Source organism: Nocardioides rubriscoriae (assembly GCF_008087085.1).
GTDB classification, from domain to species: Bacteria; Actinomycetota; Actinomycetes; order Propionibacteriales; family Nocardioidaceae; genus Nocardioides; species Nocardioides rubriscoriae.
In genome coordinates, this window is the sequence record NZ_VIYJ01000005.1 from 124,822 (window position 1) to 144,311 (window position 19,490).

The 19,490-nt window shown below is 73.1% G+C and carries 19 protein-coding genes; 13 read left to right on the top strand and 6 right to left on the bottom strand.

The window, feature by feature from the left end:
* Positions 1 to 32: 32 nt before the first annotated feature.
* Complete coding sequence (locus FZC61_RS10275; protein ID WP_148614078.1) at positions 33 to 3,440, top strand: pyruvate carboxylase; 3,408 nt, start codon at positions 33 to 35, stop codon at positions 3,438 to 3,440.
* 10 nt (positions 3,441 to 3,450) lie between these two features.
* Here FZC61_RS10275 and FZC61_RS10280 read toward each other — a convergent pair whose 3' ends face one another.
* From FZC61_RS10280 to lpdA, 3 genes are all read right to left on the bottom strand, one after another.
* Positions 3,451 to 4,623, bottom strand: coding sequence for a SpoIID/LytB domain-containing protein (locus FZC61_RS10280; protein WP_148614079.1), 1,173 nt, complete (start codon positions 4,621 to 4,623; stop codon positions 3,451 to 3,453).
* 90 nt (positions 4,624 to 4,713) lie between these two features.
* Complete coding sequence (locus FZC61_RS10285) at positions 4,714 to 6,114, bottom strand: NAD(P)H-quinone dehydrogenase (RefSeq protein ID WP_148614080.1); 1,401 nt, start codon at positions 6,112 to 6,114, stop codon at positions 4,714 to 4,716.
* A gap of 406 nt (positions 6,115 to 6,520) precedes the next feature.
* Positions 6,521 to 7,918 carry a dihydrolipoyl dehydrogenase gene (gene lpdA, locus FZC61_RS10290; RefSeq protein WP_148614081.1) on the bottom strand — a complete coding sequence of 466 codons (1,398 nt, stop codon included), beginning with the start codon at positions 7,916 to 7,918 and terminating at the stop codon, positions 6,521 to 6,523.
* A gap of 63 nt (positions 7,919 to 7,981) precedes the next feature.
* Here lpdA and FZC61_RS10295 point away from each other — a divergent pair, with 63 nt between their 5' ends.
* The 6 genes from FZC61_RS10295 (at position 7,982) to FZC61_RS10320 (ending at position 11,717) form a co-directional block, all read left to right on the top strand.
* On the top strand, positions 7,982 to 8,428 hold the full coding sequence (locus FZC61_RS10295; protein WP_246142651.1) for a gamma-glutamylcyclotransferase family protein: 447 nt from the start codon (positions 7,982 to 7,984) through the stop codon (positions 8,426 to 8,428).
* An 18-nt stretch (positions 8,429 to 8,446) separates the two neighbouring features.
* A complete protein-coding gene (locus tag FZC61_RS10300) occupies positions 8,447 to 9,253 on the top strand; it encodes a purine-nucleoside phosphorylase (RefSeq protein ID WP_148614083.1) in 807 nt (268 codons plus the stop codon).
* An 11-nt stretch (positions 9,254 to 9,264) separates the two neighbouring features.
* Entirely contained in the window at positions 9,265 to 9,927 is a 663-nt protein-coding gene (locus FZC61_RS10305) for a TetR/AcrR family transcriptional regulator (protein ID WP_148614084.1), read from the top strand.
* A gap of 31 nt (positions 9,928 to 9,958) precedes the next feature.
* Positions 9,959 to 10,348 (top strand): MerR family transcriptional regulator, encoded by a 390-nt coding sequence (locus tag FZC61_RS10310; RefSeq protein WP_148614085.1) that lies wholly within the window; start codon positions 9,959 to 9,961, stop codon positions 10,346 to 10,348.
* Between the two features lie 34 nt (positions 10,349 to 10,382).
* Positions 10,383 to 11,381 (top strand): aldo/keto reductase, encoded by a 999-nt coding sequence (locus FZC61_RS10315; RefSeq protein WP_148614086.1) that lies wholly within the window; start codon positions 10,383 to 10,385, stop codon positions 11,379 to 11,381.
* Between the two features lie 66 nt (positions 11,382 to 11,447).
* Positions 11,448 to 11,717, top strand: coding sequence for a hypothetical protein (locus FZC61_RS10320; RefSeq protein ID WP_148614087.1), 270 nt, complete (start codon positions 11,448 to 11,450; stop codon positions 11,715 to 11,717).
* Positions 11,718 to 11,756: 39 nt separating this feature from the next.
* Here the strand turns inward: FZC61_RS10320 and FZC61_RS10325 are convergent, their stop codons facing one another.
* Positions 11,757 to 12,293, bottom strand: coding sequence for a HEAT repeat domain-containing protein (locus FZC61_RS10325; RefSeq protein ID WP_148614088.1), 537 nt, complete (start codon positions 12,291 to 12,293; stop codon positions 11,757 to 11,759).
* 18 nt (positions 12,294 to 12,311) lie between these two features.
* On the opposite strand from FZC61_RS10325, the gene FZC61_RS10330 reads away from it, so the two are divergent.
* Positions 12,312 to 13,994, top strand: coding sequence for a phospho-sugar mutase (locus FZC61_RS10330; protein ID WP_148614089.1), 1,683 nt, complete (start codon positions 12,312 to 12,314; stop codon positions 13,992 to 13,994).
* A gap of 27 nt (positions 13,995 to 14,021) precedes the next feature.
* On the opposite strand, the gene FZC61_RS10335 is transcribed toward FZC61_RS10330, so the two are convergent.
* Positions 14,022 to 14,609 carry a hypothetical protein gene (locus FZC61_RS10335; RefSeq protein ID WP_148614090.1) on the bottom strand — a complete coding sequence of 196 codons (588 nt, stop codon included), beginning with the start codon at positions 14,607 to 14,609 and terminating at the stop codon, positions 14,022 to 14,024.
* Between the two features lie 23 nt (positions 14,610 to 14,632).
* Between FZC61_RS10335 and deoC the strand changes: the two genes are divergently transcribed.
* The 5 genes from deoC to FZC61_RS10360 are packed head-to-tail and all read left to right on the top strand — an operon-like array spanning position 14,633 to position 19,056.
* Positions 14,633 to 15,595 carry a deoxyribose-phosphate aldolase gene (deoC, locus tag FZC61_RS10340; RefSeq protein ID WP_148614091.1) on the top strand — a complete coding sequence of 321 codons (963 nt, stop codon included), beginning with the start codon at positions 14,633 to 14,635 and terminating at the stop codon, positions 15,593 to 15,595.
* A 17-nt stretch (positions 15,596 to 15,612) separates the two neighbouring features.
* The gene (locus FZC61_RS10345) at positions 15,613 to 17,046 is read left to right on the top strand and encodes an aldehyde dehydrogenase family protein (RefSeq protein WP_148614092.1); all 1,434 of its coding nucleotides are present in this window, start codon (positions 15,613 to 15,615) and stop codon (positions 17,044 to 17,046) included.
* The gene (locus FZC61_RS10350) at positions 17,046 to 17,927 is read left to right on the top strand and encodes an aldehyde dehydrogenase family protein (protein ID WP_148614093.1); all 882 of its coding nucleotides are present in this window, start codon (positions 17,046 to 17,048) and stop codon (positions 17,925 to 17,927) included. The genes FZC61_RS10345 and FZC61_RS10350 overlap by 1 nt, the downstream gene beginning before the upstream one ends.
* On the top strand, positions 17,924 to 18,541 hold the full coding sequence (locus tag FZC61_RS10355; protein WP_246142626.1) for an ATP-binding protein: 618 nt from the start codon (positions 17,924 to 17,926) through the stop codon (positions 18,539 to 18,541). Before FZC61_RS10350 ends, FZC61_RS10355 begins: the two co-directional genes overlap by 4 nt.
* Positions 18,538 to 19,056: a hypothetical protein gene (locus FZC61_RS10360; protein ID WP_148614094.1), complete on the top strand. Its 519-nt coding sequence runs from the start codon at positions 18,538 to 18,540 to the stop codon at positions 19,054 to 19,056. Before FZC61_RS10355 ends, FZC61_RS10360 begins: the two co-directional genes overlap by 4 nt.
* On the opposite strand, the gene FZC61_RS10365 is transcribed toward FZC61_RS10360, so the two are convergent.
* Positions 19,040 to 19,480: a hypothetical protein gene (locus FZC61_RS10365; RefSeq protein WP_148614095.1), complete on the bottom strand. Its 441-nt coding sequence runs from the start codon at positions 19,478 to 19,480 to the stop codon at positions 19,040 to 19,042. The genes FZC61_RS10360 and FZC61_RS10365 overlap by 17 nt on opposite strands.
* Positions 19,481 to 19,490: the final 10 nt, after the last annotated feature.

A 19,490-nucleotide genomic window follows, 5' to 3' on the forward strand; every position in this document is an offset into this window, starting at 1 on the left:
GTCCGACGCCCCGATTCACTAGGTTGACGCCCATGTTCTCGAAGGTGCTGGTGGCCAACCGTGGCGAGATCGCGATCCGGGCGTTCCGCGCGGCGTACGAGGTGGGGGCCCGCACGGTCGCGGTGTTCCCCTACGAGGACCGCTGGTCCGAGCACCGGCTCAAGGCCGACGAGGCCTACGAGATCGGTGAGCGCGGCCACCCGGTGCGGGCCTACCTCGACGCCGAGGCGATCGTCGCGGTCGCGGTCAGGTCGGGCGCCGACGCGGTCTACCCCGGCTACGGCTTCCTCTCGGAGAACCCTGCTCTCGCCGAGGCGTGCGCCAACGCCGGCATCACGTTCGTCGGCCCACCCTCGACGGTGCTCGAGCTGACCGGCAACAAGGCACGGGCGATCGCCGCGGCCAAGGCGGCCGGCGTCCCGACCCTGGCCAGCGTCGAGCCCGGCACTGACGTCGACGCCCTCGTGGCGGCGACCGAGGTGGGTGGCCCCGACGGCGGACGGATGCCCTACCCGCTGTTCGTCAAGGCCGTCGCCGGCGGTGGCGGGCGCGGCATGCGCCGCGTCGAGCGGCCCGAGGACCTCCGCGAGGCCGTCGAGACCTGCATGCGCGAGGGCGAGGGCGCCTTCGGCGACCCGACGGTCTTCATCGAGCAGGCCGTCGTCGAGCCCCGTCACATCGAGGTGCAGATCCTCGCCGACGGCGAGGGCAACGTGATGCACCTCTTCGAGCGCGACTGCTCGGTGCAGCGGCGCCACCAGAAGGTCGTCGAGATCGCCCCGGCGCCCAACCTCGACCCCGAGCTGCGCGAGCGGATGTGCGCCGACGCCGTGCGCTTCGCCCAGGAGATCGGCTACCGCAACGCCGGCACCGTCGAGTTCCTCCTCGACCCGGCCGGCAACTACGTGTTCATCGAGATGAACCCCCGCATCCAGGTCGAGCACACCGTGACCGAGGAGGTCACCGACGTCGACCTCGTCCAGTCCCAGCTGAGGATCGCCTCCGGCGAGACCCTCGCCGACCTCGGCCTGTCGCAGGAGACCGTGCAGCTGCGCGGGGCCGCGCTGCAGTGCCGGATCACCACCGAGGACCCCGCCAACAACTTCCGCCCCGACACCGGCGTGATCACGACCTACCGCTCCCCCGGTGGCGGCGGCGTCCGCCTCGACGGCGGCACCGTCTACACCGGAGCCGAGGTGTCGGCCCACTTCGACTCGATGCTCGCCAAGCTCACCTGCCGCGCGCGCACCTTCGACAAGGCCGTCGAGAAGGCCCGCCGCGCCGTGGCCGAGTTCCGCATCCGCGGCGTCTCCACCAACATCCCGTTCCTGCAGGCGCTGCTCGACGACCCCGACTTCGCCGCCGGGCACGTGACGACGTCGTTCATCGAGACCCACCCCCAGCTGCTCAACGCCCGCAGCTCCGGCGACCGGGGCACCAAGCTGCTGACCTACCTCGCCGACGTCACGGTCAACCAGCCCCACGGCGCCGCGCCCGTCTCGGTCGACCCCGCGTCCAAGCTGCCCGACGTCGACCTCACCGTCCCCGCCCCCGACGGCTCGCGCCAGCTGCTGCTCGCGCTCGGCCCCGACGCCTTCGCCCGGCGCCTGCGCGAGCAGACGACGGTCGCGGTCACCGACACGACCTTCCGCGACGCCCACCAGTCGCTGCTGGCCACCCGGGTGCGCACCCGCGACCTGCTCACGGTCGCCGGCCACGTCGCGCGCACCACCCCCGAGCTGTGGTCGCTCGAGGCCTGGGGCGGCGCGACGTACGACGTGGCGCTGCGCTTCCTCGGCGAGGACCCCTGGGAGCGGCTCGCCGCGCTGCGCCAGGCGGTGCCCAACATCCAGCTGCAGATGCTGCTGCGCGGACGCAACACCGTGGGCTACACGCCCTACCCGCGCGCGGTCACCGAGGCGTTCGTCGAGGAGGCCGCGGCCACCGGCATCGACGTCTTCCGCATCTTCGACGCGCTCAACGACGTCGAGCAGATGCGCCCCGCGATCGAGGCGGTGCGCGCCACCGGCACGACCCTCGCCGAGGTGGCGCTGTGCTACACCGGCGACCTGTCGAGCCCCGACGAGAGGCTCTACACCCTCGACTACTACCTCGCCCTGGCCGAGCGGATCGTCGACGCGGGTGCCCACGTGCTCGCCATCAAGGACATGGCCGGGCTGCTGCGCGCGCCGGCCGCCCGCACCCTGGTCACCGCGCTGCGCGAGCGGTTCGACCTGCCCGTGCACCTGCACACACACGACACCCCCGGCGGCCAGCTCGCCACCCTGCTGGCCGCGATCGACGCCGGCGTCGACGCCGTCGACGCGGCCTGCGCCTCCGTGGCCGGTACGACGTCGCAGCCCGCGCTCTCGGCGCTGGTCTCGGCGACCGACCACTCCGCGCGCGAGACCGGCCTGTCGCTGGCCGCCGTCAACGCCCTCGAGCCCTACTGGGAGGCGACCCGCCGCGTCTACGCGCCGTTCGAGTCGGGCCTGCCGTCGCCGACCGGCCGCGTCTACCGCCACGAGATCCCCGGCGGTCAGCTCTCCAACCTGCGCCAGCAGGCGATCGCGCTGGGCCTGGGCGAGAAGTTCGAGCAGGTCGAGGACATGTACGCCGCGGCCAACGACATCCTCGGCCGGATCCCCAAGGTCACCCCGTCGTCGAAGGTGATCGGCGACCTGGCGCTCTCGCTGGTCGGCATCGGCGCCGACCCGGCCGAGTTCGCGGCCTCGCCCGAGAGGTTCGACATCCCCGACTCGGTCATCGGCTTCCTCAACGGCGAGCTCGGCGACCCGCCCGGCGGGTGGCCCGAGCCGTTCCGCACCAAGGCGCTCGCGGGCCGCACCTGGAAGGCCCCGGCCGAGTCGCTGACCCCCGAGGCCGAGGCCGGGCTCGCCGGCGGGTCGCCCTCGCGGCGTCGTACGCTCAACGAGCTGCTGTTCCCCGGCCCCACCAAGGACTTCGCCGAGGTCCGTCAGACCTACGGCGACGTCTCGGTCCTGCCGACCCTCGACTACCTCTACGGCCTGCGCCAGGGCGACGAGCACGAGGTCGAGATCGAGCCCGGCAAGACCCTGCTGATCGGGCTGTCGGCGATCAGCGAGCCCGACGAGCGCGGCTACCGCACGGTCATGGCCATGATCAACGGCCAGATGCGCCCGATCTCGGTGCGCGACCGCAGCGTCGCGTCCGACGTCGCCGCCGCCGAGAAGGCCGACGCCGGCAACGACAAGCACGTCGCCGCCCCCTACCAGGGCGTCGTGACGGTCGTCGTCGCCCAGGGCGACACCGTCGAGGCGGGCCAGACCCTGGCCACCATCGAGGCCATGAAGATGGAGGCCTCGATCACCGCACCGACGGCCGGGGTCGTCGAGCGGCTGGCCCTGTCGGGTACCCGGGCCGTCGAGGGTGGCGACCTGGTCGTGGTGCTGGGCTGAGCCGGCCGGATCAGCGCACTTCGCTGAACCAGGTGGAGTTGAGCCCGAAGTAGGACCGGAAGGTCTCGCCGCTGACGGTGGTGGACGTGCGCGAGCCGACGATCTCGATGCTCGTCACGCGGCCGCCCCACTGGCCGTTGCCGTCGCGCGCGACTGCACCGATGTGCTCGAACATCCCGATCGCCGGGAACGCCCGCTCGATCTCGGCCGGGGCGATGGAGTCGGACACGCCGCGGAAGTAGTCGTCGTAGGGGTCCTGCTTGGCCACCAGGTAGGGCTGGGAGCCGGCGGACATCCAGCCCCCGTTGCTGGCGGAGAACTGCGTGAACGCCGGGCGGCCGTCGACGGTCAGCACCCGCCCCCTGGTCGCGGCGACCGCGGCGTCGGTGGTGGCGACCTCGCTGGCCACGCCGCCGTAGACCTGCGACGAGGTGGTGTCGTCGACGTGGACGTAGCGGCGGCGGCGGTCGTTGCGCTCGAAGGCGGCGTAGGTGCGGGCCGCGACCGCCTGTGCCTGCAGGGCGGCCGGCTCCCACGACGGGAAGATCTCGCGGGGTACGACGCCGCGCAGGTAGGCCTCCAGCGGCACGACGTTGACCGTGTCGCGCGAGCTCGACGACGGCGACGGGCGCGCCGAGCGCAGCGCCCCGCGGTAGGCGCTGCGTCCTGCCGGCGTGACCAGCGTGACCGGTCGGCCACCGGCCGACAGCTCCGCGTCACCGGGCACGGTGCGCAGCACGTGCCAGCCGCCGCCGGCGCCCTTCCAGGCGACCTTGCTGCGGCCCTCGGGGGCCGGGGTGATCCGCCACCGGCGCGCCGCGGTCGGGGCGTCGAGCGAGGTGGTGCGACCGCTGCCGAGGCTGCGCACCCGCAGACCGGGCCGGTCGACGACCACGACGTCGTCGGTGGTGTCGGCCGTGAGCAGCACGCGCATGGACCCACCGGCGCTCCCGCTGCCCAGGTCGGGGTAGTAGAACCCCAGGATCTGCCGCTGGCTGCGCCCGGCGAGGGCCTGCGCCTGGGCGCCGTACTGCGACAGCCCGTGGCCGTGCCCGAAGCCGTTGGTCACCAGGCGCACGGTCGTCGCCCGCTCGGCGGGGCGGGCCGACGCGGGTGCAGGCGCCACGCTCGCCGCCGTCGACAGGGCCAGCGACAACGCGAGGCAGGTCCGCAGAAGGATCACCGAGAGCTCCGGGTGGTGGTCGGGATGTCCGGGCCAGACTACGGGGACCCCTGACGAGCGGGCGACGTCGCGACGTCGGCCGACCGCCCTTCAGGACGTGCGCCCGGCCTCGAACCGGTGCAGCCGGCGCGCGGCCTCGGCGATGGAGCCGCTGACCGACGGGTAGACGGTGAAGACCTGGGCCAGCTGGTCGGCCGTGAGCGACTCCGCGACCGCGACGGAGATCGGGTGGATCAGCTCGCTGGCGCGCGGACCGACGACGACGCCGCCCACGACGATGCCGGTGCCGGGACGGCAGAACAGCTTGACGAAGCCGTCGCGCACGCCCTGCATCTTGGCGCGCGCGTTGCCCGACAGCGGCAGGGTGACGACGTCGGCCAGCATGTCGCCGGCGTCGACGGACTTCTGCGACCAGCCTACGGTGGCGATCTCGGGGGCGGTGAACACGTTGGACGAGACCTTCTTGAGGTCGAGCGGGTGCACGGTGTCGCCGAGGAAGTGCCACATCGCGATCCGGCCCTGCATGGCCGCGACGCTCGCGAGCATGAGCACCCCGGTGCAGTCGCCCGCGGCGTACACCCCGCGTGCGGAGGTGCGCGAGACGCGGTCGACGTAGACGAAGCCGCCGTCCTTGAGGATCACCCCGGCGTCCTCGAGGCCGAGGTCGGCGGTGTTGGGCACCGAGCCGAGGGCGAGGATGCAGTGGCTGCCCTGCACCTCACGGCCGTCGGTGAGGCGCACCGTGACCACGTCGCCGTCGCGGGTCACCGACTCCATCCGCGAGGTCGACAGCACCGTCATGCCACGGCGGATCGAGACGTCCTCGAGGACCTTGGAGGCGTCGGCGTCCTCGCCGGGCAGCACCCGGTCGCGGCTGGAGACCAGGGTCACGGGGATGCCGAGCGCGAGGTAGGCGCTGGCGAACTCGGCACCGGTGACGCCGGAGCCCACCACGATCAGCTTGCTGGGCATCTCGGTGAGGTCGTAGACCTGCTCCCAGGTGAGGATGCGCTCGCCGTCGGGCTGAGCGCTCGGCAGCGTGCGCGGCGCGGCCCCGGTGGCGACCAGGACGGCGTCGGCGTCGTACGTCGCCCCGTCGACGACCACGCGGCCCGGGCCGTCGAGCCGCCCCCGGCCCTTGACGACGCGCACGCCCTCCTTGTCGAGGCGGCGGGCGATGTCGTCGGACTGGTCGGCCGCGAGGGCCTTGACGCGGGCGTTGACGCGCGCGAGGTCGACGCGGATGGTGCGGGCCGCGTCGCCCTCGTGGTCGTGGAAGTCGATGCCGAGCTCGGCGGCGGCGGCGACCTCGGTCATGACCTCGGCCGTCGCGATGAGCGTCTTGCTCGGGACGCAGTCGGTGAGCACCGCCGACCCGCCGATGCCGTCGGAGTCGACGACCGTGACCTCGGCGCCCAGCTGGCTCGCCACGAGGGCAGCCTCGTAGCCACCGGGTCCTCCGCCGAGGATGACGACCTTGTCGGTGCTCATGACCTCAGGCTATCGAGCGCGCACCCCGGGCACGCAGCCACGGGGTGGCTGCACGACCTGACCACACGGCGCACGTCACAGCCGGTCGGCCCCCGCGACCACCGACGACGCACCCACGCACCCCGACCCGAGGAAGCAACCAGGCACAGGCGCCCGGGGCCCGCCCAGACCGGACCACACGGCGCACCTCACAGCCGGTCGGCCGCTGCGACCACCGACGACGCACCCACGCACCCCGACCCGAGGAAGCAACCAGGCACAGGCGCCCGGGCCCCACTCAGACCGGACCACACGGCGCACGTCACAGCCGGAGGGCCCCCGCGCGGGCCGGCCCCGCCGTACCAAACGGCGGCAGCCCTACAAGAGAGACGCGGGGCCGCCGCGCGAGCCCACCGGCTGGGACCAATCAGAAGTTGATCATGTGGCCGGCGATGCCGTGCACGGCCTCCTTGACGGCCTCGGAGAGCGTCGGGTGGGCGAAGATGTTGCGCGAGACCTCGTCGGCGGTGAGGTCCCACTGCTGAGCCAGCGTCAGCACGGGCAGCTGCTCGGTGACGTCGGGACCGATGAGGTGGGCGCCGAGCAGCTCGTTGTGCTCGGCGTCGGCGACGACCTTGACGAAGCCGACGGCGTCGCCGAGGCCCTGCGCCTTGCCGTTGGCCGAGAACGGGAAGGTCGACGTCTTGACGTCGTAGCCCTTCTCGCGGGCCTGGGCCTCGGTGTAGCCGAAGGAGGCGACCTGCGGCTGGCAGTAGGTCGCACGCGGGACCATGACGAAGTCGATCTCCATCGTCTCGGCGCCGGCGATGGTCTCGGCGGCCACGATGCCCATGGCCTCGGCGACGTGGGCGAGCATGAACTTCCCGGTGACGTCGCCGATGGCGTAGACGTGGTCGACGTTGGTGCGGCCGCGGCCGTCGACCTCGATGGCACCGCGCTCGGTGGTCTTGACGCCGATCGCGTCGAGCCCGTAGCCCTCGAGCCGCGGCGCGAAGCCGAACGCGGCCATGAACTTGTCGGCCTCGAGCACCTGCTCGTCACCGCCCGCCGCGGGGGCGACGGTGACCTTGACCCCGGAGCCGGTGTCCTCGACGCCCTTGACGGCGGTGGAGGTGAGCACCTTCACGCCGAGCTTCTTGTAGTGCTTGGCGAGCTCCTTGGACACGTCGGCGTCCTCGGTGGGGACCATCCGGTCGAGGTACTCGACGATGGTGACGTCGACGCCGAAGTTCTTCAGCACGTAGGCGAACTCGACGCCGATGGCGCCGGAGCCGCCGATGATGATCGAGGACGGGAGGTTCTCGTCGAGGATCTGCTCCTCGTAGGTCACGACGTTGCCGCCGATGGTGACGCCGGGCACGGTGCGCACGGTGGCACCGGTGGCGATGATGAGGTGGTCGAAGGTGTGCGAGGTGGTCTCGCCGTCCTTGCCCTTCACGTCGATCGAGGTCGGGCTGGTGAGGGTGCCCCAGCCGTCGACCTCGGTGATCTTGTTCTTCTTCATCAAGAAGTGGACGCCCTTGACGATGCCGGCGCTGACCTGGCGGCTGCGCTGGTGGGTCGGGCCGAAGGACATGGTGGCGTCGCCCTCGATGCCGAACTTCGCCTTCTCGTGCGTCAGCACGTGCGCGAGCTCGGCGTTCTTGAGCAGCGCCTTGCTGGGAATGCACCCGACGTTGAGGCAGACCCCGCCCCAGTACTTGTCCTCCACCACGGCGACGGACTTGCCGAGCTGGGACGCGCGGATGGCAGCGACGTACCCACCGGGGCCGGCACCGAGGACGAGGACATCGAAGTGGCTCACACGGCGATCGTAGTGCGGTCGCCTCGACGACTCGCCCCGGGCACTACCCTGCTCACCGTGACGATGTACGCCGCCTACGGGAGCAACCTCGACCCGGCCCGGATGAGCGAGCGTTGCCCCCACTCCCCCCTGCAGACCACCGGGTGGCTGACCGGCTGGCGACTCACCTTCGGCGGCGAGGAGCACGGCTGGGACGGCGCGCTGCCGACCCTGGTGCAGGACCCCTTCGAGCAGGTCTTCGTCGCCGTCTACGACGTCGGGCCCAAGGACGAGTCGGCCCTCGACGCCTGGGAGCAGGCCGACTCCGGCCTCTACCGCAAGACCAAGGTGCGCGTCGCGACGATGAACGGCGAGCTGGTGGTGTGGACCTACGTCCTCGACGCCTACGAGGGCGGGCTGCCGTCCGCGGTCACGCTCGGCGTCCTGGCCGACGCCGCCGAGGCCGCCGACGCGCCCGACGACTACGTCGCCGCGCTGCGGCGACGGCCGTGCCGTTCGACGGGGCTGTAGGTCCTAGAGTCACGCCTTGTGAGCGACCCCACTCTTGACCCCCACGACCTGGCCCGCGACGCGGCGCGCCGCCTCGCCGAGCTGACCGGGGTCGAGCGTCACGACGTCGCCCTGGTCCTCGGCAGCGGCTGGCTGCCGGCCGTCGACGCGCTGGGCGAGGCGACCGCCGAGATCGACACCACCGACCTGCCGGGCTTCTCGGCCGCGGCCGTCGTCGGCCACTCCGGCAAGATCCGCAGCATCAGGGCCGGTGACCGGCAGCTGCTGGTGTTCCTCAGCCGCACCCACTACTACGAGGGCAAGGGCGTCGCCGCCGTCGTCCACGGCGTCCGCACCGCCGCGGCGGCCGGGTGCCGCGCGATCGTGCTCACCAACGGCTGCGGCGGGCTCAAGGAGACCTGGAGCCCCGGCACCCCCGTGCTGATCAGCGACCACATCAACCTGACCGGCAGGTCCCCCATCGAGGGCGCTCACTTCGTCGACCTCACCGACCTGTACTCCCCGCGGCTGCGGGCCCTGTGCCGGCAGGTCGACCCGAGCCTCGACGAGGGCGTCTACGTGCAGTTCCCCGGGCCCCACTACGAGACCCCGGCCGAGATCGGCATGGTCCGGGCCATCGGTGGCCACCTGGTCGGGATGAGCACGACCCTCGAGGCGATCGCCGCCCGCGAGGCCGGCCTGGAGGTGCTCGGCATCAGCCTGGTCACCAACCTGGCGGCCGGCATCAGCGGCGAGCCGCTCGACCACGCCGAGGTGCTCGAGGCCGGGCGCGCCGCCGCCAGCCGGATGGGCGACCTGCTCGGTCGCGTCGTCCCCGGGATCTGAGCGGGCTCGCCGTGCCCGAGCCCGACCGCGCCGCCCCGGGCCCCGCCGACGAGACCCGTCGCCGGCTGCTCGTCGCCGCGACCCTGGGGTTCGCCGAGCACGGTGTCCACACGGCCTCGCTGCTCGAGATCACCCGCCAGGCCGGGCAACGCAACCGCGGAGCGGTCCACTACCACTTCGGCTCGCGCACCGGCATGCTCGTCGCCGTCCTCGAGCAGCACGTCGAGCTGCTGACCTCCCGCGAGCGCGAGCTGCTCGCGATCGCGCGCCAGCGTCCCGACAGCGACCTCGCCTCCGCGGTGGAGGCCCTGGTCCGGCCGGCGGTCGAGCTGGCCGAGCTGGGAGGCCAGGGCCGCGCCTACCTCATGATCCTGGCCGAGCTGGTCGAGGAGAATCCCGAGACGATGGACCCCGAGGTCCTCGCCGCCCTGCACCGGATGGGCGGCTACGACGCCTACGCGCTGCTCGAGCAGCGGGTGCCGCCGATGGCCGACGACATCCGGGCCGAGCGGCTCTCGCTGGTGACGTCGTTCATCCTGCGCGCGATCGCGGACCGCGGCCGCGCCGGCGAGCGGGCCTCGGCCCGCTCGCAGCTCGCGCTCGAGCCGTTCGCCGCCAACCTCGTGGCGATGGTCGTCGGCATGCTCAGCGCCCCGGCGCCGCAGCCGGCTTGATCTGGAGCCGGCTCCAGGCTTCACTGGCCCGATGAGCGACGGCCTCCCCATCGCCGAGGCGGCTGCTCGCCTCGGCCTGACGCCCGACACCCTGCGCTACTACGAGCGCGACGGCCTGCTGCTGCACCCGGTCGGGCGCGCACCCAGCGGCCACCGGCGCTACGGTCCCGACGACGTGCGCTGGATCGAGCTGGTCACCCGCCTGCGGTCGACCGGCATGACGATCCGCGACGTACGCCGCTACGCCGACCTGGTCCGCGATGGTGCCGGCAACGAGGACGAGCGTCTCGAGCTGCTGCGCGAGCACCGCCGCAAGGTCCTGGCCCAGCTGGCCGAGGTGCAGCAGCACCTCGGGGCGATCGACTACAAGATCGGGGTCTACGTCGATGCCCTCGAGGGGCGCGACGCCGGGGCGGCTTGACTTCGAGCGCGCTCCAAGCGACAAGGTGGAGGCCATGACCCTCCAGACGCGCACCCTCGGAATCGCCTCCCCGCTCGACGTCTCGGCCCTCGGCCTGGGCTGCATGGGGATGTCGGAGTTCTACGGCACCCCCGACGAGGCCGGCGGGATCGCCACGATCCACCGCGCCCTCGACCTCGGCGTGACCTTCCTCGACACCGCCGACATGTACGGCCCGTTCACCAACGAGCGCCTGGTCGGCCGGGCGATCGCCGAGAGCGGCCAGGGCCGCGACGGCGTCGTGCTGGCGACCAAGTTCGGCAACGAGCGCAGCGAGGACGGCGGGTTCCTCGGCGTCAACGGCCGACCCGATTACGTGCGTGCGGCCTGCGACGCCTCGCTGCAGCGCCTCGGCGTCGACCACATCGACCTCTACTACCAGCACCGCGTCGACAAGACGGTCCCGATCGAGGAGACCGTCGGGGCGATGAAGGAGCTCGTCGAGGCCGGCAAGGTCCGCCACCTCGGACTGTCCGAGGCCGGGCCCGACACGATCCGCCGCGCCCACGCCGTGCACCCGATCACCGCCCTGCAGACCGAGTACTCGCTGTTCACCCGCGACCTCGAGGCCGAGATCCTGCCGGTGCTGCGCGAGCTCGGCATCGGCCTGGTCCCCTACTCCCCCCTGGGCCGCGGCATCCTCACCGGCGCCATCACGCGCGGGTCGCTGGCCGACGACGACTCCCGCAACAGCCGGTTCCCGCGGCTCAACGGCGACGCGCTCGACGCCAACCTCGCCCTGGTCGACCGCATCAAGCAGCTCGCCGACGAGAAGGGCTGCACGCCGGGCCAGCTGGCCCTCGCGTGGGTCCTCGCGCAGGGCGACGACGTCGCCCCCATCCCCGGCACCAAGCGGGTCGCCTACCTCGAGGAGAACCTCGGCGCGGCCGACCTCGACCTCACCCCCGCCGACCTGGCCCGCATCGCCGACGCCGTCCCGGCGGACGCGGTCGTCGGTGACCGCTACGGCGACATGAGCTCGATCGACGCCTGAGGCCCTCGGCCGGTCTCGCCCGCCGGGGTGAGTCGTCGCGCGGAGGCGCCGTGATGGCGTCGAGCGATGAGCTACGACCGCGAGCAGAGCATCGACAACCCCGTTGCCCAGGGCCAGGCCGACCCCGACGGCTCGACCGAGGCCGACGGGGCCCCAGAGGGGCTGGCCGGGTCCGCCGACCCCGGCAAGCGGTTCCGCGAGATGGAGGTCAGCGAGGAGGAGCAGCGCGAGATCGCCGCGGAGCGCGAGCGTCGCCTCGACCCCGCCAACCGTCCTGACAATGCCGAGGTCGACAACACCCACCGCACGTTCGAGGACGGCGAGTTCAAGGACTAGCGCCGGTCGGGCGCCCGCGCGGGGCCGCGCTCGAGGACCTCACAGGTCGAGGCGACGCATCAACGCCTCGAGCGCCCTGCCGGCCTGACGCCGTACGTCGGGGTGGTCGTCGTCGAGCAGGGACCGGACGACCGCCACGTGCTCACGGTCGCCGCTGACGGCCAGGCAGCGCACCGCCTGCGCGCGCACCCGGGGCAGCACGTGACGGGCCAGCGCGGCCGCGCCGTCGCCGGCGCCCGCGACGTCGTGCCGGGTCGCGACCTTGAGGCACATCTCGGCGGGCCGGTAGTGCTCGTCGCCGAGCCCGCGCACGACCGCGTCGGTCGCCGCGTCGTCCCACACGTGCAGGAGCCCGCGGGCCCCCCACGTGCGCACCCAGTAGTCCTTCCAGGCGTCGGGGTCGAGCACGTCGTCGCCCGGGAGCCACGCGTGGCCGGTGATCCCGCGCAGCTCGTCGAGGTAGCGCTCGCGGGGCGCTCCACCGAGCAGCGCGACGCACGCCGACACGAACGCCGAGGTCCCGATCCGCGCGGCCAGGTCGGTGATCGACCGGGCCACGGGAGGGCGGGTGGGCATGACGCTACGGTGCCTCACATGAGCCCCGACGTCGACGTCCTGGTCGCGCGCGCCCGCGCCTGGATGGCCGAGGACCCCGATCCGCAGACCCGCTCCGAGCTCGCGCAGGTCCTCGCCACCGTCGAGGCCGACGGCCCCGACGCCGCGGCCGCGGCCGCCGACCTGGCCGACCGGTTCCGCGGCTCCCTGGAGTTCGGCACCGCAGGCCTGCGCGGGGCCCTGGGGGCCGGTCCGCACCGGATGAACCGCGTGGTCGTGCTGCGCGCCGCGGCCGGCCTCGCGGCGTACCTGCACCAGGAGGGCGCGACCGGCCAGTCCGGGCAGCGCTCGGTCGTCATCGGCTACGACGCCCGCCACAACTCCGAGGTGTTCGCCCGTGACACGGCCGAGGTGATGAGCGGGGCCGGCTTCACCGCGTGGGTGCTGCCGCGCCCGCTCCCGACGCCGGTGCTGGCCTTCGCGATCCGCGAGCTCGGGTGCGCGGCGGGCGTGATGGTGACCGCGAGCCACAACCCCCCTCAGGACAACGGCTACAAGGTCTACCTCGGCGACGGCAGCCAGATCGTGCCGCCCGCCGACGCCGACATCGCCGCCCACATCGACGCGGTCGGCCACCTCGCCGAGATCCCGCGCGGGGGCCCCGGGACGCTGCTCGGCGAGGACCTGGTCGACCACTACCTCGACACGGTGGCGGCCCTGGCCGAGGACGGTCCGCGCGACCTCGACGTGGTCTACACCCCGCTGCACGGCGTCGGCGGCACGACGGTGCTCCAGGTGCTCGAGACCGCCGGGTTCAGCGAGCCCCGCGTGGTCGCGGAGCAGGCCGAGCCCGACCCCGACTTCCCGACCGTGGGCTTCCCCAACCCCGAGGAGCCCGGGGCGATGGACCTCGCGCTCGCGCTGGCCGAGGAGACCGGGGCCGACCTGGTCGTGGCCAACGACCCCGACGCCGACCGGTGCGCGGCCGCCGTACCCGGGCTGCACGGTTGGCGGATGCTGCGCGGCGACGAGGTCGGGGCGCTGCTGGCCCACCACCTGCTGGCCCGCGGCCGTACCGGCACCTACGCCACCTCGATCGTGTCGTCGTCGCTGCTCGCCACCATGGCGGCCGCGGCGGGCCAGCTCCACGAGGAGACCCTCACGGGGTTCAAGTGGATCGGCCGCGTGCCCGGTCTGGCCTTCGGCTACGAGGAGGCGCTCGGCTACTGCGTCGACCCCGACCACGTGCGCGACAAGGACGGGGTCTCGGCGCTGCTGCTGCTCTGCGAGCTGGCCGCACGGCTCAAGGCGGAGGGACGCGGCCTGGTCGACCTGCTCGACGACATCGCCCGCGAGCACGGGTTGCACGCGACCGACCAGGTGTCGGTCCGCGTCGACGACCTCGCCCGGATCCCCGCGGCGATGGCGCGGCTGCGCGAGCACCCGCCCACGACGCTCGGCGGGCTCGCCGTCCTTGCGGTCGACGACCTCGCCCAGGGCACCGCGGCGCTGCCGCCCACCGACGGCCTGCGCTACCGCCTCGCCGACGGTGCCCGCGTGATCGTGCGGCCCAGCGGCACCGAGCCCAAGGTCAAGTGCTACCTCGAGGTCGTCGTGCCCGTCGAGGCCGGCGCCGCCGACGGGGTCGAGGCCGCGCGCATCAGCGCGGCCGCCCGCCTGGACGCCCTGGGCGCCGACATCCGCGCCGCTGCCGGGATCTGAGCGAGCCTGCGTCGGCAGGGGCGCAGGTCAGACCAGGATCGCCACGACGAGCGCGACGGTCGAGGCGGCCAGCACCGCGATCTCGGCCACGGCCGGCACGCGCTCCACGGGCGGTCCGCCGGCACCGGGGTCGGTGGGCTCCTCGCGGCGCTGGGCCTGTGCGCGCAGCAGGGAGGCCCGCTCGCGGATGCGCTGCTCGACGAAGAGCGCGAACGCCTTGTCGGACAGCGACGCGGCGGAGTCGGCGTCGCCGACCAGGTCGTCCTTCTTCATCTGCCGCCGCGGCCGCCCGACGGCGGGCGAGGTGTAACGCTTCTCACCGACCCGGACCGCCAGCACCTGGCGTACGACGACGTCCTCGACCGCCACGAGCGGGATGCGCACGGTGTCGACCATGTTGCGCAGCACGAGCGTGTCGTCCTCGATCGCCACCCGGGGCCGCAGCAGCGAGACCCAACTCACGGCGGCGAAGAGCACCCCGAGGGCCACCACCGCCCACGACCCGCCCTCGGTGATCGCCGTCACCGCGGCCACGAGCCCGATCACCACGCCGCAGGTGCCGAGGACCCGCCCGCTGGTGGGCGGGAACCGCTCGTCCGAGTTGTCGCCGTCCATGATCCCAACTCTATGCTGGGCTGATGCCCACGACCGCCACGGACTACTCCGACGTCACCGGGTCCGAGGCCTCGCTGCGACGCTTCCTCCACGGACTGCCCGGGGTCGACCAGGTCGGCGCCGAGGCCCGCGCCGCCGCCCTCGGGACCCGCTCCATCAAGACGACCGCCAAGGCCCAGGCCCTCGACCTGGCCATCCGCATGGTCGACCTCACCACGCTCGAGGGCCAGGACACCCACGGCAAGGTGCGCGCGCTGGCGTCCAAGGCGATGCGGCCCGACCCCGCCGACCCGACCTGCCCCGCGGTCGCCGCGGTCTGCGTCTACCCCGACATGGTCGCCACGGTGAAGCAGACCCTCGGGTCCTCGGGAGTCAACGTCGCCGCCGTCGCCACGGCGTTCCCCAGCGGGCGCGCCGCGCTCGACATCAAGCTCGCCGACACCCGCGACGCCGTCGAGGCCGGCGCCGACGAGATCGACATGGTCATCGACCGCGGCGCGTTCCTGTCGGGCCACTACCTGCGGGTCTTCGAGGAGATCGTCGCGGTGCGTGAGGCCTGCGCCCGCCCCGGCGGCGACGACGCCCACCTCAAGGTGATCTTCGAGACCGGTGAGCTGCAGACCCTCGACAACGTACGCCGGGTGAGCTGGCTGGCGATGATGGCCGGCGCCCACTTCATCAAGACCTCCACCGGCAAGGTGCAGCCCGCGGCCACGCTGCCCGTCACGCTGGTCATGCTCGAGGCCGTCCGCGACTTCCGTGAGGCCACGGGGCAGATGGTCGGGGTCAAGCCCGCGGGCGGCATCCGCACCGCCAAGGACGCGATCAAGTACCTCGTGATGGTCAACGAGGTCGCCGGGCCCGACTGGCTCGACCCGGCCTGGTTCCGCTTCGGCGCCTCCACGCTGCTCAACGAGCTGCTCATGCAGCGCACCAAGATGACCACCGGGCGCTACTCCGGTCCCGACTACTTCACCCTCGACTGAGGCCAGGACTGACACGCATGGACTTCACCTACGCCCCGGCCCCCGAGTCGCGCAGCATCGTCGACCTCAAGGCGTCCTACGGCCTGTTCATCAGCGGCCAGTTCGTCGACGGCCACGGCTCGTCGTTCAAGACGATCAGCCCGGCCACCGAGGAGGTCCTCGCCGAGGTCGCCGAGGCCGACGACGCCGACGTCGACGCCGCGGTCAAGGCCGCCCGCCGCGCCCACACCCGCGTCTGGTCGCGGATGCCCGGCAGCGAGCGCGCCAAGTACCTCTACCGGATCGCCCGCATCATCCAGGAGCGCTCCCGCGAGCTCGCCGTCCTCGAGTCGCTCGACAACGGCAAGCCCATCAAGGAGTCGCGCGACGTCGACGTCCCCGTGGTCGCCGCCCACTTCTTCTACTACGCCGGGTGGGCCGACAAGCTCGAGCACGCAGGCTTCGGCACCACCCCGCTCGGGGTCGCCGGCCAGGTCATCCCGTGGAACTTCCCGCTGCTGATGCTGGCCTGGAAGGTCGCGCCCGCCCTGGCCTGCGGCAACACCGTCGTGCTCAAGCCGGCCGAGACCACGCCGCTGACCGCGCTGCTCTTCGCCGAGATCTGCCAGCAGGCCGACCTGCCGCCCGGGGTCGTCAACATCGTCACCGGAGCCGGTGGCACCGGTCAGGCGATCGTCGCCCACCCCGACGTCGACAAGGTCGCCTTCACCGGCTCGACCGAGGTCGGCAAGGCCATCGCGCGGGCCGTGGCCGGCACCGGCAAGAAGGTCACCCTCGAGCTGGGCGGCAAGGCGGCCAACATCGTCTTCGACGACGCGCCGATCGACCAGGCCGTCGAGGGCATCGTCAACGGCATCTTCTTCAACCAGGGCCACGTCTGCTGCGCGGGCTCACGGCTGCTGGTGCAGGAGTCGGTCGCCGACGAGCTGCTCGAGCGGCTCAAGCGCCGGATGGGCACGCTGCGCGTCGGTGACCCGCTCGACAAGAACACCGACGTCGGGGCCATCAACTCCGCGGCGCAGCTGCAGCGCATCCGCGAGCTCAGCGACGTCGGCGAGGCCGAGGGCGCGGGCCGCTGGTCGCCGCCGTGCGAGCTGCCCGACCGGGGCTTCTGGTTCCCGCCGACGATCTTCACCGGCGTCTCCCAGGCCCACCGGATCGCGCGCGAGGAGATCTTCGGACCGGTGCTCTCGGTGCTGACCTTCCGCACGCCGTCCGAGGCGGTCGAGAAGGCCAACAACACGCCGTACGGCCTGTCGGCCGGCGTCTGGACCGAGAAGGGCTCGTTGATCCTGCACATGGCCGGTGCGCTCAAGGCCGGCGTCGTCTGGGCCAACACGTTCAACAAGTTCGACCCCACCAGCCCGTTCGGCGGCTACAAGGAGTCGGGACAGGGTCGCGAGGGCGGCCGCCACGGACTCGCGGCCTACCTGAAGGGTGGCGACCTCTGATGGCTCGTGACACGACGCGGATCGACGTCCGCAAGACCTACAAGCTCTTCATCGGCGGCGCGTTCCCGCGTTCGGAGTCGGGGTACTCCTACGTCGTCAACGACGCCAAGGGGAAGTTCGTGGCCAACGCCGCCCTCGCCTCGCGCAAGGACGCCCGCGACGCGGTCGTCGCCGCCCGCAAGGCCGCCGGCGGGTGGGCCGGCCGCACGGCCTACAACCGCGCGCAGATCCTCTACCGGGTCGCCGAGCTCGTCGAGGACCGGCGCCCGCAGTTCCTGCTCGCCGTCCAGCAGTCCGAGGGGCTCAGCGCCGCCAAGGCGGGCGACGTCCTCGACGCCGCGATCGACCGCCTGGTCTGGTACGCCGGGTGGGCCGACAAGCTCACCCAGGTCGTCGGCAACGCCAACCCCGTGGCCGGGCCGTTCTTCAACCTCAGCACGCCCGAGCCCACCGGCGTCGTCGCGGTGCTCGCACCCCAGGAGTCGTCGCTGCTCGGCCTCGTGTCGGTGGTCGCGCCGGTGGTGGTCACCGGCAACACGGCCGTCGTCGTGTCGTCCTACGACCGTCCGCTGCCGGCGGTCACGTTCGCCGAGGTGCTCGCCACCTCCGACGTGCCGGGCGGCGTCATCAACGTCCTGACCGGCTCCGCGGCCACCGTCGGACCATGGCTGGCCTCCCACATGGACGTCAACGCGATCGACCTCACCGGGATCGCCGGTGACACCGCGCTGGCCACCGACCTCGAGGTCGCGGCCGCCGACAACCTCAAGCGGGTGCGCCGGGCCCCCGCCGCCGAGCCCGACTGGACCCTCACCCCCGGCCTCGACACCATGACCGACTTCGTGGAGATCAAGACGGTCTGGCACCCGATGGGCGTGTGACCCAGGTGGTCGCGCAGGTCGTCGTGCTCGCCGGCCCTTCGGGGTCGGGCAAGTCGCGACTCGCCGAACGCCTGGGCCTGCCGGTCCTGCGGCTCGACGACTTCTACAAGGACGGCCACGACCCGACGCTGCCGCGCATCACCAGCGGGGCCAACGCCGGCATCACCGACTGGGACGACCCCCGGTCGTGGCTGTGCGACGACGCCGTGGCCGCCGCCGTGGCGCTCTGTCGCGACGGCGCCGGTGACGTGCCCGTCTACGACATCGCCCACGACGGCCGGACCGGCTGGCAGCGGCTCGACCTCGCGGGCGCGCCGTACGTCGTGGCCGAGGGGATCTTCGCCCAGGAGGTCGTGCCGCACCTCGAGGCCGAGGGCCTGCTCGCCGCGGCGTTCTGCGTGCGGCAGGCGCCGGCGGTCACCTTCTGGCGGCGGCTGGTCCGCGACCTGCGCGAGCACCGCAAGCCGCCGCTGGTGCTCGTGCGCCGGGGCCTGGCCCTGATGCGCGACCAGCGCCACGTCGTCGCCCACGCCGTGAGCCTCGGGTGCACCCCCGTCCTGCCCGACGAGGCCGCCGCGGCGGTCCGCGCGCTGCTCGAGCAGGTCGAGCGGTGAACCCGCTGGCGGCCGGGCTGCGCCAGCCCGACGCCCGCTCCTGCGGGGCCGCCAGCGTCGTGATGGCGCGGCTCGTGCGCGACGCCGTGACGCCGACTCCCGCCGCGTTCCGGCGCGAGGTGCTCGACTGCCACCGTCGCCTCACCGCCCCTCGCGACGCAGGCAGGTGGCAGGTGCCCTGGCCCCGGGCGATCGGCACCCCGCCGTGGGCCGTGCGCCACGAGCTGGAGTCGGTGACCGGTCACGCGCACGAGGTGCACGTGGCGCGCTGGTCGCGCGCCGCGGCGTACGACCGGCTGGCGACCGCCGGTGGTGCGCTCTACGTCGGCAGCCGGACGCTCCCCCGCCACGTGCTGCTGGTGCTGCCCCCGGTGGGCGACGCCGACGACGGGCTCTGCTGCTACCAGCCCTCACGGGGCACCGTGGAGGTCCTGACCCGCGACGAGTTCGTGGGTGCGCGCCTGCGGTCGGCCGGCTGGCCCTACCCGTGGCTGCTGGTCACCCCCGCCGGCTGACGCCGCTGCTCAGGGCCCGTCGTACGAGGAGGGCGCCCGCCAGGGCCACCACGAACTCCTGCGGCAGTCGTCGGGGCGACTCGCGCTGGATCTGCTGGTGCCACAGGTCGACCGCGGACGGGAACGGCGAGCGACCGAAGAAGAGGTTGCTGGGCTTGTCGGCGTCGGGCAGGCAGGCGCCGAGCATGCCGGCGACGACCCGTGCCCGAGGCTCGGGACCGGCTGCCCGCGCGACCGCACCCAGGGTGGCCAGCCCGACGAGCCCGTCGACCACCGCCACCGGCAGGAAGATCGACTCGTCGCCCCAGTGCGGCACGCTGTCGAGGACGGCGTGCGACACGACCCCGAGGGCGAACGCCGAGGCGGGGCCGGGCGAGACCGCCCCCACCAGGGCACCCGACAGGACGTGGTTGGTGATCAGCACGGTCAGCCCC